We start from the raw sequence: 14,106 nt of genomic DNA on the forward strand, positions 1-14,106 counted from the left end.
CTCAGTCGTAGATGATCACGCCGCGGATGTTCTTGCCGGCCTTCATGTCCTCGTAGCCCTGGTTGACGTCGTCGAGCTTGTACCGGTTGGTGATCAGCTCGTCGAGCTTGAGCTTCCCCTCCTGGTAGAGGCGGAGCATCTTGAGGATGTCGGCGCTCGGGTTCTGGTCGCCGAACAGCGCGCCGCGGATCTCCTTGGTGAACAACGCCATCATGCTGGGGTTGATCGGGATGCCCACGTCGGTCAGGTCGCCGAGGCCGGTGATGACGACCCGCCCGCCCTTGCCGATCGCCTCGAAGGCCTGCGCGACGTGCTCGCCCTTCAGCACCCCGACGGTGATCAGCGCCTTGTCCGCGCCCTGACCGTTGGTGACGCTGCGCGCGAAGTCGGCGGCCTCCTCGATGCTCTCGAAGGCGTGGGTGGCACCGACCTCCTGCGCCTTCTCGCGCTTGAAGGGGATCGGGTCGACGGCGATGACGTGGCTGGCGCCGGCGTGCGCCGCACCCTGGACGGCGTTGATGCCGATGCCGCCGATGCCCATGACGATCACCGTGTCGCCGGCCTTGACCTCACCGGCCTGCACCGCGGTGCCCCAGCCGGTGCCCACACCGCAGCCGGTCAGGCACGCGACGTCGAGCGGGATGTCCTCGGGGATCTTCACCGTGGAGCGGACGTCGACCGTCGTCACCTCGGCGAAGGTGCCCAGGCCGCACATCTGGCCGACCGGCGTGCCGTCGGCGGTCTGGAAGCGGAAGCTCTCCGCGTCGTCCCAGCGGGAGCCGATCAGCAGGTTGGCGCCGGAGTCGCAGATGTACTGCTGGCCGTTGGCGCAGTAGCGGCAGCGGCCGCAGCCGGGGAGGAACGAGAAGACGACGTGGTCGCCCTCCTTGAACCCGGGCGTGCCGGGGCCGACGGCGGTGACGACGCCGGACCCCTCGTGGCCGCCGAGGAACGGGTAGTGGCCGACCCGCATGTCGCCGGTGGCGATGTGGTCGTCCGAGTGGCACAGGCCGGACGCGGCCAGCTTCACCTGGAGTTCGCCCTGTCGCGGGTCGTCCGCGACCAGGTCGGTGACCTCCCACGTGCCGGGAGCGGAGCGCAGGATCGCGCCGCGGGTGTTCACGGGCACAGTGACCTCCTCGTCGCCCTCATCGCTGAGGGTTCGCCTGCATGCACGAGTGCATGTCCGTGGCCGGAACGTTATGGCGTGGCTCACACCCGTGGGAAGGCGGGTGCAACGTTGCCGCTACCCCGCCGCCCGCGGGCTGCGAGAGTGACCCCGTGTCGGGAGCCCCGGTGGTCGTCGTCGGCGCCGGTCCCGTGGGCCTGACCGCGGCCCTGTTGCTGGCCCGTCGCGGGCTGCCGGTGCAGGTCCTGGAGCGGCGGCCGGCGCCCTACGGGCAGCCCCGCGCGGTGCACCTGGACGACGAGGCCCTGCGCGCGCTCACCGACGCCGGGGTCGCCGAGGGCTTCCTCGCGCTCAGCCGCCCGATGCGGGGGCTGCGGCTGCTCGACGGGCGCCACCGGGTGCTCGCCGAGTTCGCCCGCGCGTCGTCGTCCGGACCGCACGGCTGGCCGCAGGGGTCCATGTTCTCCCAGCCCGACCTCGAGGAGCTGCTGCTGGCCGCCGTCCGCCGGGAGCCGCTCGTCGAGCTGCACACCGGCTGCGAGGTCGTGGGGCTGGCCCAGGACGGGGGCGTGACGCTGGACGTGCTCGACCGGGCCTCCGGCGCGCGCTCGCGGCTGCGCGCCGCCGCGGTGCTCGGCTGCGACGGGGCGAACAGCACGGTGCGGCGGCTGGTCGGGGCGCGCATGCGCGACCTGGGGCGCCCCGACCGCTGGCTGGTGGCCGATCTGCGCTCGGCGTGGCCGCTGCCGCTGTGGCCCGGGGTGCACCAGGTCTGCGACCCGCACCGGGCGGCGACCGCCATGCCGGTGTCCGGGGACCGCTACCGCTTCGAGTTCCGGCTGCTGCCCGGCGAGACCCGCGAGGACGTGGTCGGCCGGTTGCCCGCGCTGCTGGCCCCGTACGGCGCGGCGGACGCCGAGGTGGAGCGGGTCGCCGAGTACGTCCACCGCGCCCAGGTGGCCGACCGCTGGCGCTCGGGGAGGGTGCTGCTCGCCGGTGACGCCGCGCACCTGACCCCGCCGTTCATCGGGCAGGGGCTGGGGCTCGGGCTGCGCGACGTCCACCAGCTCGCCTGGAAGCTGGCCGCCGTCCTGGCCGGGACGGCGCCCGAGCGGCTGCTGGACACCCACCAGGCCGAGCGCGAGCCGCACGCGCGGGCGATGGTGCGGCTGGCGCTGCTGCTCGGCCGGCTGATGACCGGCGGCGGCCGCGGGGCCGCGGTGCTGCGCCGCGCGGTGCTGGCGGGGGTGGACCGGGTGCCGGCCGTGGCCCGTTACGCCACCGACAGCCGCACCCCGCCGCTGCGCCGCGGGCCGCTGGTGGTGCGCCGCGGGCGTGCCGGACGGCGGCTGGCGGGGTCCCTGCTGCCGCGGGCCGCCGTGGTGCTCGACGGCCGGACGGTGCCGGTGGACGACGTCCTCGGCCCCGGGACGGCGAGGCTGCGACTGCTGGCCCCCGGTCGGCTGGCGGTGCGCCCCGCGGGGGGGCGCGAGGTCGAGGTGGCCGACGCCGACGGCGCGCTCACCGCGTGGCTGCGCTCGGCCGGCGCGGTCGCCGTCGTCGTCCGGCCGGACCGGATCGTGCTCTCGGCGTCCTGAGCCGGGTGAGCCCCCGGCTGCCGGGTACGGCCGGTGCATGCAGATCGACAAGAACCAGATCCTCGAGCTCCTCCGCAACCAGGGCGACGACGCCAAGGCGCAGCAGGCCGACCAGGAGCTGCCCGGCACCGTCGACACCGACCAGCACGCCGGCATCCTCGAGAAGCTGGGCCTCTCACCCATGGACCTGATCAGCAAGCTCGGCGGCGGTGGCGGCGGGCTGGGCGGCCTCCTCGGCGGCCGCTGACCTCGTCCCTGCGCACGGGCGGCCCGGTCCCGCGGCGGGACGGGGCCGCCCGTGCGCAACGGCCTCCGACCCGGGACCGCGCTGCGTGCACACACCGCGACGCGGCATGCTGCCCGGGTGAGCTACGACGTCGCCGCCGTCCGCGCCTGCTTCCCCGCCCTGCGTGCGGGAGCCGCCCACTTCGACGGCCCCGGTGGCTCCCAGGTGCCCGAGTCGGTGGCCGCCGCGGTGGCGGCCACCCTCACCTCGCCGATCGCCAACCGCGGGCGGGTCACCCAGGCCGAGCGCACCGCCGACGACGTCGTCCTGGCCGCGCGGCAGGCGATCGCCGACCTCGTCGCCGGCGACCCCGGCGGGGTGGTGTTCGGCCGCAGCACGACCCAGCTGACCTACGACCTGTCGCGCACGCTGTCCGCCGGCTGGGGTCCGGGCGACGAGGTCGTGGTGACCCGGCTGGACCACGACGCCAACGTCCGCCCGTGGGTGCAGGCCGCGGCCGCCCGCGGCGCGACCGTGCGCTGGGCGGAGTTCGACCCGGCCACCGGCGAGCTCGCCCCCGAGGCGGTCGGGCGGGTCCTCTCCGACCGCACCCGGCTGGTCGCCGTCACCGGCGCCTCCAACCTCATCGGCACCCGGCCGGACGTCGCGGCGATCAGCGCGCTCGCCCACGACGCCGGCGCCCTCACCCACGTCGACGGCGTGCACCTCACCGCGCACGCCGCGGTCGACGTCCGCGCGCTCGGCGCCGACCTCTACGCCTGCTCGCCGTACAAGTTCCTCGGCCCGCACCTGGGCTGCGTCGTCGCGGACCCCGCCCTGCTGGAGGCGCTGCACCCCGACAAGCTGCTGCCCTCCACCGACGCCGTCCCCGAGCGGTTCGAGCTGGGCACGCTGCCCTACGAGCTGCTGGCCGGCACCACCGCCGCGGTGGACTTCCTCGCCGGGCTGGGGAGCCTCGCCGGCGGAGCCGGCGACGGCAGAGCCGGCAGAGCCGGCGACGGCGGCCCGGAGGGGGACCGCCGCGCCCGGCTGGAGGCCGGGATGGCGGCGCTCGAGGAGCACGAGGACCGGCTGCGGGAGCGCATCGAGGACGGCGTCCGCGCGCTGCCCGGCGTCACCGTGTGGTCCCGGGCGGCCCGCCGTACGCCCACCCTGCTGCTCACCTTCGACGGTCGCGACGCCGCCGACGCGTACCGGTTCCTCGCCGCGGGCGGGGTCAACGCGCCCGCCGGGTCCTTCTACGCCATCGAGGCCTCCCGCCACCTGGGTCTCGGCGACACCGGCGGCCTCCGGGTCGGGCTCGCGCCCTACAACGACGACGAGGACGTCGACCGGCTGCTCGCCGGGCTGGGGGAGTGGCTCGACGCCTGAGGGAGGACCCTCCTGCCCCCCGCCATAGAAGGACCCCGTCCTCCTCACCGCTCGCAGGCTCGCGGTGAGCCTCTGGACGGGGCCACGGCGGGACCCTGCAGGAGGGCCGGGTTGCATCGCGCGCAACCGGACCGTGTGACAGCGGTCACCGACGGGTTAGTCTGACGGCACCGCCGAGTGCCCGGAGGTCGTCGTGCCCGCTGCCGTGCGCACCCCGAACGGGGCGACGACGACCACCGCCATCCCGGCCCGGTCCGCGTCCCCCGGCGGTGTCGCGGTGCACCCGGCCCCGGCCGTCGCCGCGTTCACCAAGTACCTGGTGCCCGAGGTCGTCTTCGGCTGGGGCTCGCTGTCCGAGGCCGGCTGGGCCGCCCGGAGGTTGGGGGCGCAGCGGCCGTTCGTGGTCACCGACGCCGGGCTGGTGCAGGCCGGCTGGTGGGCCGAGCTCGCCGGCCACCTCGCGGAGGCCGGGCTGCGCGCGACCGTCTGGCAGGAGCTCACCTCGAACCCCAAGGACCACGAGGTCGCCGCTGGCGTGCAGCGCTACCTGGAGAGCGGGTGCGACGTCATCGTCGGCCTCGGCGGCGGCTCGGTCATCGACGCGGCCAAGGCGGTCGCGGTCGTGGCGAGCAACGGCGGGCAGATCCTCGACTACGAGGGCGTCGACAAGGTCACCGCGGCGATCCCGCCGACCGTGATGTGCCCCAGCACCGCCGGCACCGGCGCCGACGTCTCGCAGTTCGCCGTCATCACCGACACCACCCGCCGGCTCAAGGCCACCCTGATCGGCCGGGCGCTGGTGCCCGACATCTCGATCACCGATCCGCGGCTGCTCACCACGATGCCCGACGACCTCGCCGCCGCGACCGGCCTGGACGCGCTGACCCACGGCATCGAGGCGTTCGTCTCCCGGGCGTCCGGCCCGCTCACCGACGTGCACGCGCTGCACGCCATCGAGCTGATCTGCGGCTCGCTGCGCGGCACCCTCGACCGCCCGGACGACCCCGCCGCGCGCACCGCGATGGCCCAAGCCAGCCTCGAGGCGGGGCTGGCCTTCACCAACGCGATCCTCGGCGCCACCCACGCCATGAGCCACCAGGTCGGCGGGCTGCTCGACCTGCCGCACGGCGTCGTCAACGGCGTCCTGCTGCCGCACGTCATCCGGTTCAACGCGCGCAGCGCGCCGGACCGGTTCGTCCCCATCGCGCGGGCCATGGGCATCGACGTCACGGGGCTACCGGTCGACGTCGCCGCCGAGGAGGCCGCCGAGGCCGTCGGCCGGCTGGCCGCGGACCTCGGCTGCCCGCGCGGGCTCGCCCAGCTCGGCGTGCGCGAGGCCGACATCGAGACCCTCGCCGTCACCACCCTCGGCGACGCGTGCCTGTCGACCAACCCCCGCGACGCCGACCGCGCCGACATCGCGGCCCTGTTCCGCAGCGCGCTCTGATGCGCGCCCCGGACATCTCCGCGCTCACCGGGCTGCGCTCGTCCAAGCCGAGCTGGTACGCCGAGTACCGGCAGACCGTCGACGACCTCGACCGCGCGCTGGGCTCGCTGGAGCACATCGCCGGCGTCCTCTCGGCCACCGGGCAGGGTGCCCACGCGTTGTGCCGGGCGGTCGTCGACGCCACCGCCGAGCACCTCGGCGAGCCGTGGGCGGTGCTGGCGCTGTCCGGGACGGCGCTGCCGCTGGCCCGCCCGCGGATGCTCGGCCGCGGCCCGTCGGGGGTCGGGGTGGGGCACATGGCGCTGCTCCCGGAGGTGGTGCGTCGCCCGGTCACCGAGGCGCTGGAGGCCGACGCGGTCGAGCCGTGGCAGACCGCCGACGGCGCGGTCGTCGTCCCCCTGGTGGTCGACGGCGAGCCGGTCGGCGCGCTGGTCGCCTGCGGCGGGCCACGGCGGACGGCGACCGCCGCGGACCTGGCCATCCTGCGGATCGCGGCCAACCAGTCGGCGGTCGCGCTGCTCTCGGACCACCTGCTGGCCCGGTCGGAGGGGCTGCGCCGGCAGACCGAGGAGCTCTACGCGCAGGCCGAGCAGCGGGCCCGCGACCTCGCCGACCGGCACGAGCAGCTGGCCGACGCCGAACGCCGGCTGGACGTCGCCGCGCAGCGGGAGGCGGTGGACGCCGAGCGGCACCGGATCGCCCGCGAGCTGCACGACAGCGTGGCCCAGCACGTGCTCTCCGCGGGGATGACGATCGAGTGGTGCCGGCCGGAGGTGGCCCACCACAGCGAGGTCTACGAGCGGCTCGGGCACGCCAAGGCGCTGACCCGCGAGGCGGTGGAGCGGCTGCGCGGCGCCATCCACGCGCTCTCCTCCGACGGCCACGGGGACGGCGACGGGCTGCCCGCGCTGCTGGGCCGGCTCTCCGACGTCGCCCCGGTGCCCGGCCTGGCCGTCGCGGTCCGGGTGGAGGGGCGCCCGCGCGAGCTGCCCCCGGAGGTCGAGCACTCGCTGTTCCGGATCGCCTCGGAGTGCCTGTTCAACACCGCCCGGCACGCGCAGGCCACCCGGAGCACCGTGCGGCTGGCCTACCGGCCCGACGAGCTGAGGCTCTGGGTCGCCGACGACGGCTGCGGCGACCCCGACGTGCTGCGCCGGGCGATGCGGGCCTCGGGACGCCGGGACGACGGGTACCACCGCGGGCTGGGCAACATCGCCTCCCGCTGCCGGGAGATGGGGGCGACGGTGCGGATCACGCGGGCCCGGATGGGCGGGGTGCGGGTGGAGGTCCGGATGCCGTGGGACGCCGTCGATGGCTGAGCGCACCGCGGGGACCATCCGGCTGGTCATCGTCGACGACCACGCGATCGTCCGGCAGGGGCTGCGCTCGATCCTGGAGCGCGAGCCCGACATCGCGGTGGTCGGCGAGGCGGCGTCCGCCGGGGAGGCGCTGGACCTGGTGGCCGCCAGCCGCCCGCACATCGTGCTGCTCGACCTGAAGCTCTCGGCCGGCTCCGACGTGGCCGGCCTGGCCCTGTGCGGGCAGCTCACCGCCGCGACACCGGCCCCCGGCGTCCTGGTCGTGACGACCTTCCTCGACCAGCAGCTGGTGCTCGAGGCGATCCAGCGCGGTGCTCGCGGCTACGTGCTCAAGGACGTCGACGCGGTCGCGCTGGTCGCGGCGATCCGGGCGGTGCGCCGCGGGGAGAGCGCCTTCGACAGCCACAGCGCGACGATGGTGGTGCGCTCGCTCGCCGCCCCCGCGCCGTCCCCCGCGGCCCCCGCCGGGCCGGACCTCACCGCGCGCGAGCGCGAGGTGCTGACCCTGCTGGCGCGCGGGCTGTCCAACGAGGCGATCGGCAGGGAGCTCTACATCTCGGCGACGACGGCGAAGTTCCACGTCGGCAACGTGATGCGCAAGCTCGCGGTCTCCCGCCGCGCGGAGGCCGTCTACGCCGGGTCCAAGTTGGGGCTCATCTGACCCGACACGCGCAGGACACGCCGCGGCCGCCCCACGTCCGGTGACAGCCGCGCCGGGGGGCGCAGCGGACCCGTTGACCGGGAGTCCTCCGCCCCTAGGTTTGCCGGGCATGACGACGACTGCAGCGGGCTCCGGGCAGGTCACCCTCGGCGACCGGACCGTCCACCGGGTGGGTTTCTGCGGCATGAAGCTCTCCGGGCCGCGGTTCCTCGGGCCACCGGCCGACCGTGAGGCGGCGCTCGCCGTCCTCCGCCGGGCTGTCGAGCTGGGCGTGACCCACGTCGACACGAGCGGCCTGTACGGCCCGCACGTCGTGAACGACCTGATCAGGGAGGCGCTGCACCCCTATCCCGAGGACCTGGTGATCGTCACGCGGGTCGGCGCCCGCCGGACGCCGGAGGGGGGCTGGGAGGAGGCGCTCGGTCCGGACGAGCTGCGCCGGTCGGTGGAGGAGGAGTGCGAGCACCTCGGCCTCGACGCGCTGCACGTGGCCAACCTGCGGTTGCCGGGCCTCGGTGAGCCGGAGGAGCGCTCCCTCGCCGAGCCGTTCGAGGCGCTGGCGCGGCTGCAGCAGGAGGGGCTGGTCCGCGGCCTCGGGGTCAGCCACATCACCAGCCGGCAGGTCGCGGAGGCGCAGGGCATCGCGCCGCTGGCCTGCGTGCAGAACCACTACAACCTGATCCACCGCACGGACGACGACCTGGTGGCGGAGCTGGCGCGGGAGGGCATCGCCTACACGGCGCTGGAGGGCGTCTCCTACACGTCGTTCTTCCCGATGGGCGAGATGGGCCCGGAGCAGTCCGAGGTGCTGGGGGCGGTCGCGCAGCGGGTGGGCGCGAGCCCGCTGCAGGTGGCGATGGCCTGGCTGCTGGACCGTTCGCCCAACGTGCTGATCATCCCGGGCGCCACCACGGTGCCGGAGCTGGAGGCGGCCCTCGCGGCGGCCGAGGTGGTGCTCGGCCCCGACGACATCGCGGAGCTGGACCGCATCGAGGGCATGGGCGGACCTCCCCCTGCGCCGGCGTGGGGCGGTGGGGGCCCGGGCGGCCGGCCCCCGTGGGGCGGCGGGGGCCCGGGCGGCCGGCCGCCCGCGTGACCCCGGCGGCCATCTCCGCGGAGATGGCCGCCGTGACCGACAGGGGACGGAGGGACAGCCGGTGGTTCCCAGGGACGTGCTCCACGGCAGGCGGCGACCGGCGCGTGCGGCCCTCGGCGGGGCCGCCCTCGCCGGTGTCCTCGTCCTCGGGGGCGGCGGGGTGGCCGGGGTCGGTGTCGCCGCGGCGCAGGCAGCGCCGCCGGCGCCGGGGCAACCCGGCGTGGCGGCGACCTGGGCACCGGGGGACAAGGACGGCTTCGGCACCGCGATCGGCGCCCTGGACAGCACGGTCTGGTACACGCTCGAGGGCGGCACGCTGAGCGAGGTCTTCGCCCCGCGGATCGACACGCAGAGCTCCCGGGACACCCAGTTCGTCGTCACCGACGGCGCCAGCTTCGCCGAGCGCGAGGACGAGGCGACCGAGTCCGTCGTCGAGCTGGTCGACCCCCGTGCCCTCGTCTACCGGCAGGTCAACACCGCGACCAGCGGCCGCTACCGCATCACCAAGACCTACACCACCGACCCCGACCGGGCCGCGGTGCTCGTCGACGTCCGCTTCGAGTCCCTCGACGGGCAGCCGTACCAGGTGTACGTGCTGCACGACGTCGGACTGGGCCTCAACGCCAACGACGACACCGGGCGCTCGGCGGACGGCCGGCTGCTGGCCACCGACGGCACGCTGAGCAGCGCCGTGACCGCCTCGGGCGGCCTCACCGACACCTCCAGCGGGTACCTGGAGCGCAGCGACGGCTGGACCGACCTGAGGGACGACTTCGTCCTCGACGACCTCTGGGACGCGACCGCCCCCGGCAACGTCGCCCAGATCGGGCGGACCGGCCTCACCGGTCTGGACGGTGGGCAGCAGCTCACCCTGGCCCTCGGCTTCGGGACGACCGAGGACGACGCCGCGCAGGCCGTCGACCAGGCGCTGGACCGGGGCTTCGACGCCGCCCTGCAGGCCTACACCGAGGGCTGGCACGCCTACCTCGACGGTCTCGCGCCGGTGCCGGCCAGCGCCGCGCAGTGGCGCACGGAGTACCAGGTCTCGGCGATGGTGATCGCGGCGTCGGAGGACAAGACCGTCCGCGGCGGCTTCATCGCCTCCCCCGGCCGGCCGTGGGCGTGGGCGAACGAGCTGCAGCACCTCCCCGTCTACCACGCCGTCTGGTCGCGCGACCTGTACCAGCACGCGACCGCCCTGATCGCCATGGGCGACGTCGCGGCCGCCGACCGGGCCCTGGACCACCTGTGGACGGTGCAGCAGCGTCCCGACGGGTCGTTCCCGCAGAACGCACGGCTCGACGGGCAGCCGGTCTTCGGCGGGCTGCAGATGGACGAGGTCGCCCTGCCCATCGTGCTCGCCTGGCAGCTCGGCCGGACCGGGCCGGCGGACTGGGAGCGGGTGCGGCTCTCGGCGGACTTCCTGGTGGCCGAGGGGCCGGCCACCGGGCAGGAGCGGTGGGAGAACCTGGGCGGGTACTCGCCGAACACCATCGCCGCGGAGATCGCCGGCCTGGTCACCGCGGCCGACATCGCCCGGGCCAACGGCGACGGCGCCCGGGCGGACACCTACCTCGCCACGGCCGACGAGTGGCGCGCGGGCCTGGCGGAGTGGACGGTGACCACCACCGGCCCGCTGTCGTCCGAGCCGTACTTCCTGCGGATCACCGCCGACGGGGACGCCGACGCCGGCACGCAGATCCAGATCGCGGACGGCGGCCCGCTGGTCGACCAGCGGGAGGTGCTTGACCCCAGCTTCCTCGACCTGGTCCGGCTCGGGGTCCTGCCGCCCGACGACCCGGTCGTCACCACCACGCTGCGCCTGGTCGACGAGCAGCTGGCCTACGACGCCCTCAACGGCCGGTTCTGGCACCGGGCGAGCTTCGACGGGTACGGGGAGCGGCCCGACGGCACCCAGTGGGAACCGGTGGACCCGGGCTCGCGGGAGACCATCGGCCGCGGCTGGCCGCTGCTGACCGGTGAGCGCGGCGAGTACGAGGTGGCCCTCGGTGGCGAGGCCGCCGAGAGCACCCAGGAGCGGCTGGACACGATGGCCCGCTCGGCCGACGACGGGTCGCTGTTCATGGCCGAGCAGGTGTGGGACGACCAGCCGCCGTCGGCCGAGGGCACGGAGTTCGTGCCGGGGGAGCCGACGTCCTCGGCGACGCCGCTGTCCTGGACCCACGCCGGCTTCATCCGGCTGGCCCACGCCATCGACGCCGGCCGTCCCGTCGACACGCCGTCCGTCGTGGCCTGCCACTTCGGGACGTCGCTCTGCGAGGGCTGATCGGCCGGCCCCCCGCAGGGCCCCGCCGCGAGCCTGCGAGTGGTGGGGGGCAGGGGGTCCTTCCTCACCGGGAGGAGGCGCGGGTGACGACGTCGGTCGCCCAGCTCTCCAGCCCCGAGTGGTCGCGGATGACCTCGACCCGGTCGCAGCTCTCCGCGTAGGCCGGCAGGTCGCAGCCGCCCAGCGCCCACGAGTAGCGCGGCTCCGGGGTCAGCCAGATCGTCTCGCGCACCCGGCGGGTCAGGTCGGCGAAGACGTCCAGCCGGGGGGCGTTGCCGTTGCCCCGGCCGTCGCCGAGCACCAGCAGCGTCGAGCGGCGGGTGAACGCGCCGGAGTGGTCGGCGGCGAGCGTGGCGAACACCGTGCCGTAGTCGCTGGAGGCGTCCACGTCGATGACGTCGCCGCCGAAGACCAGGCCCAGGGCGTGCTCCAGCGGGTGCTCGTCGAACAGGTCGGTGATCTCCACGACGTCGTCCACGAACGCGAAGGTGCGCACCTGCGCGAACAGGTCCTGCAGCGCGTGGACGACGTGCAGCGTGAACCGCGCCGTCGTCCGCACCGACAGGCTGACGTCGGCGACCACGACCAGCCGCGGCTTGTCCTCGGCCAGCCGGGTGGTGACGGGCCGGAAGGGGACGCCGTCGTAGCGCAGGTTGCGCCGCATCGTGCGGGCGACGTCGACCCGCCCCCGCGGGGACTGCCGCTTCTTGTGCGTCAGCCCGCCGTGCAGCGAGGTGGCCAGCCGGCGCAGCGACTCCTCGATCCGCGCCCGCTCGGCCTCGGTCACCTTCTCCACCGGCGCGCGGGCCAGCTCGCGCTCCTCGACGGCGACGTCGGTCATCTCGGCGAGCTTCTGCAGGTGCGCGGCGAGCAGCTCGGGCAGGTCCTCGATCACCCCGGCGAGCTGGCGGCGCAGCGCCTCGGCCACCTCGGGGTCCAGGTCGCCGACCGGGTCGGCCAGCCAGTCCCGCAGCGCCTGCTGCTGGGCCACCGACAGCTCCAGGTCCAGCTGGGTGCCCCCGCCGCGCACCAGGTCGCCGGGCAGGCCGGGGTCGTGCAGCCGCGACACCTCCAGCTGCACCTCCTGCGCATCGGTGAGCCCGCCACGGCTCTCCGAGGACAGCACGATCTGCTGGGTCAGCGAGGCCAGGTCGACCTTGTTGGCCTCCTGGTGCAGGTTGTACTGCGCCGCGAGGTCCTCGGGCCTGAAGAACTCCTTGATGTCGACCGGCTTGCCGTGGCTGTGCCCCTCCTGCACGTCGGCGGCGGGGTCCGGCGACCAGGTCATCCGCTGCAGCTCGCCGGTGTCGGCCAGGTCGTCGTGGGCGTGCCCGTGCCCCTCGTCCGCGTCGACCACCGCCCGCAGGCCGAAGAAGCGGGCGAAGGTGTCGGCGAAGACCTCGGCGTCCCGGCGGTCCTTGAGCAGCGCCGCGCCGAGCGCGGCCTCCAGCGCGAGCCGGTCGCTCACCCCGACCGCGGCCGCGGCGGCGGAGGCGTCGATCGCCTCCGCCGTCGAGATCCGCATCCCGCGCAGTCGCAGCAGCCGGACGAACCGGTGCAGGGCCCCCTCCACCTCAGACCGGCCGCCGTCGCGCGCCGCCCCCGCGGTTGGGGGCGAAGGAGCGGGCGCCCTGGCCGGCGCGGACCTGGCGCGGGGGAGCCGGCGTCCCGGACTCGGTCGGCGCCTGCTGGCCGTAGTAGTTCTCGTCGTGTCGGCCCGGCCGGTCCTTCGCCGCGCGCGCCCGGCGGCCGTCGTCCTCGTGGTCGTGGTCGTGGGTGTGCCCGCCGTGGGTGTGCGCCCCGTGCGAGTGGGGATGCCCGTGCGCGTGGTCGTGCCCGTGCCCCAGCGACTCGGGCACCGTCGCGTTCGGGTCGACCAGCCGGGGCAGCGCCTCGCGGGAGCGCTGCACGTCGCGCTCGTACTTGGCGACGACGGAGACGGTGTCGCCGAGCACCCCGGCGTCCAGCTCGCTCACGCCCAGGACGGCGAGGGTGCGGGCCCAGTCGATCGTCTCGGAGATGCTCGGGGCCTTGCGCAGGTCCAGGCCGCGCAGCCCGCGGACGATCTCGACCAGCCGCCGCGCCGCCGCGTCGTCCAGGCCGGTCCGCTTCGAGCGCAGGATCTCCAGTTCGCGGTCGGCGTCGGGGTACTCGAGGAACAGGTGCAGGCAGCGGCGCTTGAGCGCCGCCGAGAGGTCGCGGGTGTTGTTCGAGGTCAGGACGACGTAGGGCGGGGCCTTGGCGACGAACGTGCCGATCTCGGGCACCGACACCTGGTACTCCGCGAGCATCTCCAGCAGCACCGCCTCCAGGGCCTCGTCGGCGCGGTCGACCTCGTCGACCAGCAGCACGACCGGCTCCTCGGAGCGCACCGCCTCCAGCAGCGGGCGCGGGGCGAGGAATCGCTCGTTGAAGAACGCGCTGTCGGCGCCGGCGATCCGGTCGACGGCGTCCGCCAGGGTGGAGGTGTCCTCCAGCAGCTCGGCGGCCTTGTCCCGCAGGATCTGGGTGTAGAGCAGCTGCTTGCCGTAGTCCCACTCGTAGAGGGCCTTGGTCTCGTCCTGACCCTCGTAGCACTGCAGGCGCAGCAGCCTGCGCCCGGTCGCGGCGGCCAGCGTCTTGGCCAGCTCGGTCTTGCCGACGCCGGCGGGGCCCTCCAGCAGCAGCGGCTTGGCCAGGCGGGACATCACGAAGGTCGTCGTCGCCAGCCGCCGGTCGGCGATGTAGCCGTGCTCGGCGAAGGCGCGGGCGACGTCGTCGGGGGACTCGAAGTCGGAGGTGGGGACGGCGTCGGCGGGCACGGGCTGGACGGTCACGCGTTCTCCTCGCTGGCGCTCGTCGTCCGCGCGCCCAGGGGTGCTGTGCATCTGGGTGACCTCGCGAGCTCGGTCACGGGTTCTCCTCGCTGGCGCTCGTCGTCCGCGCGCCCAGGGGTGCTGTGCATCTGGGTG

Annotated in this window: 11 protein-coding genes; 8 read left to right on the forward strand and 3 right to left on the reverse strand. The window is 75.2% G+C overall.

What is annotated here, in order from left to right; genetic code table 11:
• Window position 1: 1 nt before the first annotated feature.
• On the reverse strand, window positions 2-1,129 hold the full coding sequence (locus tag ACI79G_RS08565; protein WP_456880712.1) for an NDMA-dependent alcohol dehydrogenase: 1,128 nt from the start codon (window positions 1,127-1,129) through the stop codon (window positions 2-4).
• Window positions 1,130-1,281: 152 nt separating this feature from the next.
• On the opposite strand from ACI79G_RS08565, the gene ACI79G_RS08570 reads away from it, so the two are divergent.
• The 8 genes from ACI79G_RS08570 to ACI79G_RS08605 all read left to right on the forward strand — a co-directional run bounded on the left by ACI79G_RS08570 (window position 1,282) and on the right by ACI79G_RS08605 (window position 11,155).
• Window positions 1,282-2,727 (forward strand): bifunctional 3-(3-hydroxy-phenyl)propionate/3-hydroxycinnamic acid hydroxylase, encoded by a 1,446-nt coding sequence (locus tag ACI79G_RS08570; RefSeq protein WP_456880713.1) that lies wholly within the window; start codon window positions 1,282-1,284, stop codon window positions 2,725-2,727.
• A gap of 37 nt (window positions 2,728-2,764) precedes the next feature.
• Window positions 2,765-2,974, forward strand: coding sequence for a hypothetical protein (locus ACI79G_RS08575; protein ID WP_456880714.1), 210 nt, complete (start codon window positions 2,765-2,767; stop codon window positions 2,972-2,974).
• A 117-nt stretch (window positions 2,975-3,091) separates the two neighbouring features.
• Complete coding sequence (locus tag ACI79G_RS08580) at window positions 3,092-4,345, forward strand: cysteine desulfurase-like protein (RefSeq protein ID WP_456880715.1); 1,254 nt, start codon at window positions 3,092-3,094, stop codon at window positions 4,343-4,345.
• Window positions 4,346-4,538: 193 nt separating this feature from the next.
• Window positions 4,539-5,792, forward strand: coding sequence for an iron-containing alcohol dehydrogenase (locus ACI79G_RS08585; protein ID WP_456880716.1), 1,254 nt, complete (start codon window positions 4,539-4,541; stop codon window positions 5,790-5,792).
• Window positions 5,792-7,111 carry a GAF domain-containing sensor histidine kinase gene (locus ACI79G_RS08590; RefSeq protein WP_456880717.1) on the forward strand — a complete coding sequence of 440 codons (1,320 nt, stop codon included), beginning with the start codon at window positions 5,792-5,794 and terminating at the stop codon, window positions 7,109-7,111. The genes ACI79G_RS08585 and ACI79G_RS08590 overlap by 1 nt, the downstream gene beginning before the upstream one ends.
• Window positions 7,104-7,772: a MadR family response regulator transcription factor gene (locus ACI79G_RS08595; protein WP_456880718.1), complete on the forward strand. Its 669-nt coding sequence runs from the start codon at window positions 7,104-7,106 to the stop codon at window positions 7,770-7,772. Before ACI79G_RS08590 ends, ACI79G_RS08595 begins: the two co-directional genes overlap by 8 nt.
• A 109-nt stretch (window positions 7,773-7,881) precedes the next feature.
• Window positions 7,882-8,868 carry an oxidoreductase gene (locus ACI79G_RS08600; protein ID WP_456880719.1) on the forward strand — a complete coding sequence of 329 codons (987 nt, stop codon included), beginning with the start codon at window positions 7,882-7,884 and terminating at the stop codon, window positions 8,866-8,868.
• Window positions 8,869-8,944: 76 nt separating this feature from the next.
• On the forward strand, window positions 8,945-11,155 hold the full coding sequence (locus tag ACI79G_RS08605) for a glycoside hydrolase family 15 protein (RefSeq protein ID WP_456880720.1): 2,211 nt from the start codon (window positions 8,945-8,947) through the stop codon (window positions 11,153-11,155).
• Window positions 11,156-11,219: 64 nt separating this feature from the next.
• Here the strand turns inward: ACI79G_RS08605 and ACI79G_RS08610 are convergent, their stop codons facing one another.
• Together ACI79G_RS08610 and ACI79G_RS08615 are read right to left on the reverse strand one after the other, a co-directional pair.
• The gene (locus ACI79G_RS08610; RefSeq protein WP_456880721.1) at window positions 11,220-12,728 is read right to left on the reverse strand and encodes a VWA domain-containing protein; all 1,509 of its coding nucleotides are present in this window, start codon (window positions 12,726-12,728) and stop codon (window positions 11,220-11,222) included.
• A 1-nt stretch (window position 12,729) separates the two neighbouring features.
• Window positions 12,730-13,971: an AAA family ATPase gene (locus ACI79G_RS08615; protein ID WP_456880722.1), complete on the reverse strand. Its 1,242-nt coding sequence runs from the start codon at window positions 13,969-13,971 to the stop codon at window positions 12,730-12,732.
• Between the last annotated feature and the right edge of the window lie 135 nt (window positions 13,972-14,106).

The sequence above is a fragment of the Geodermatophilus sp. SYSU D00779 genome (assembly GCF_054050595.1).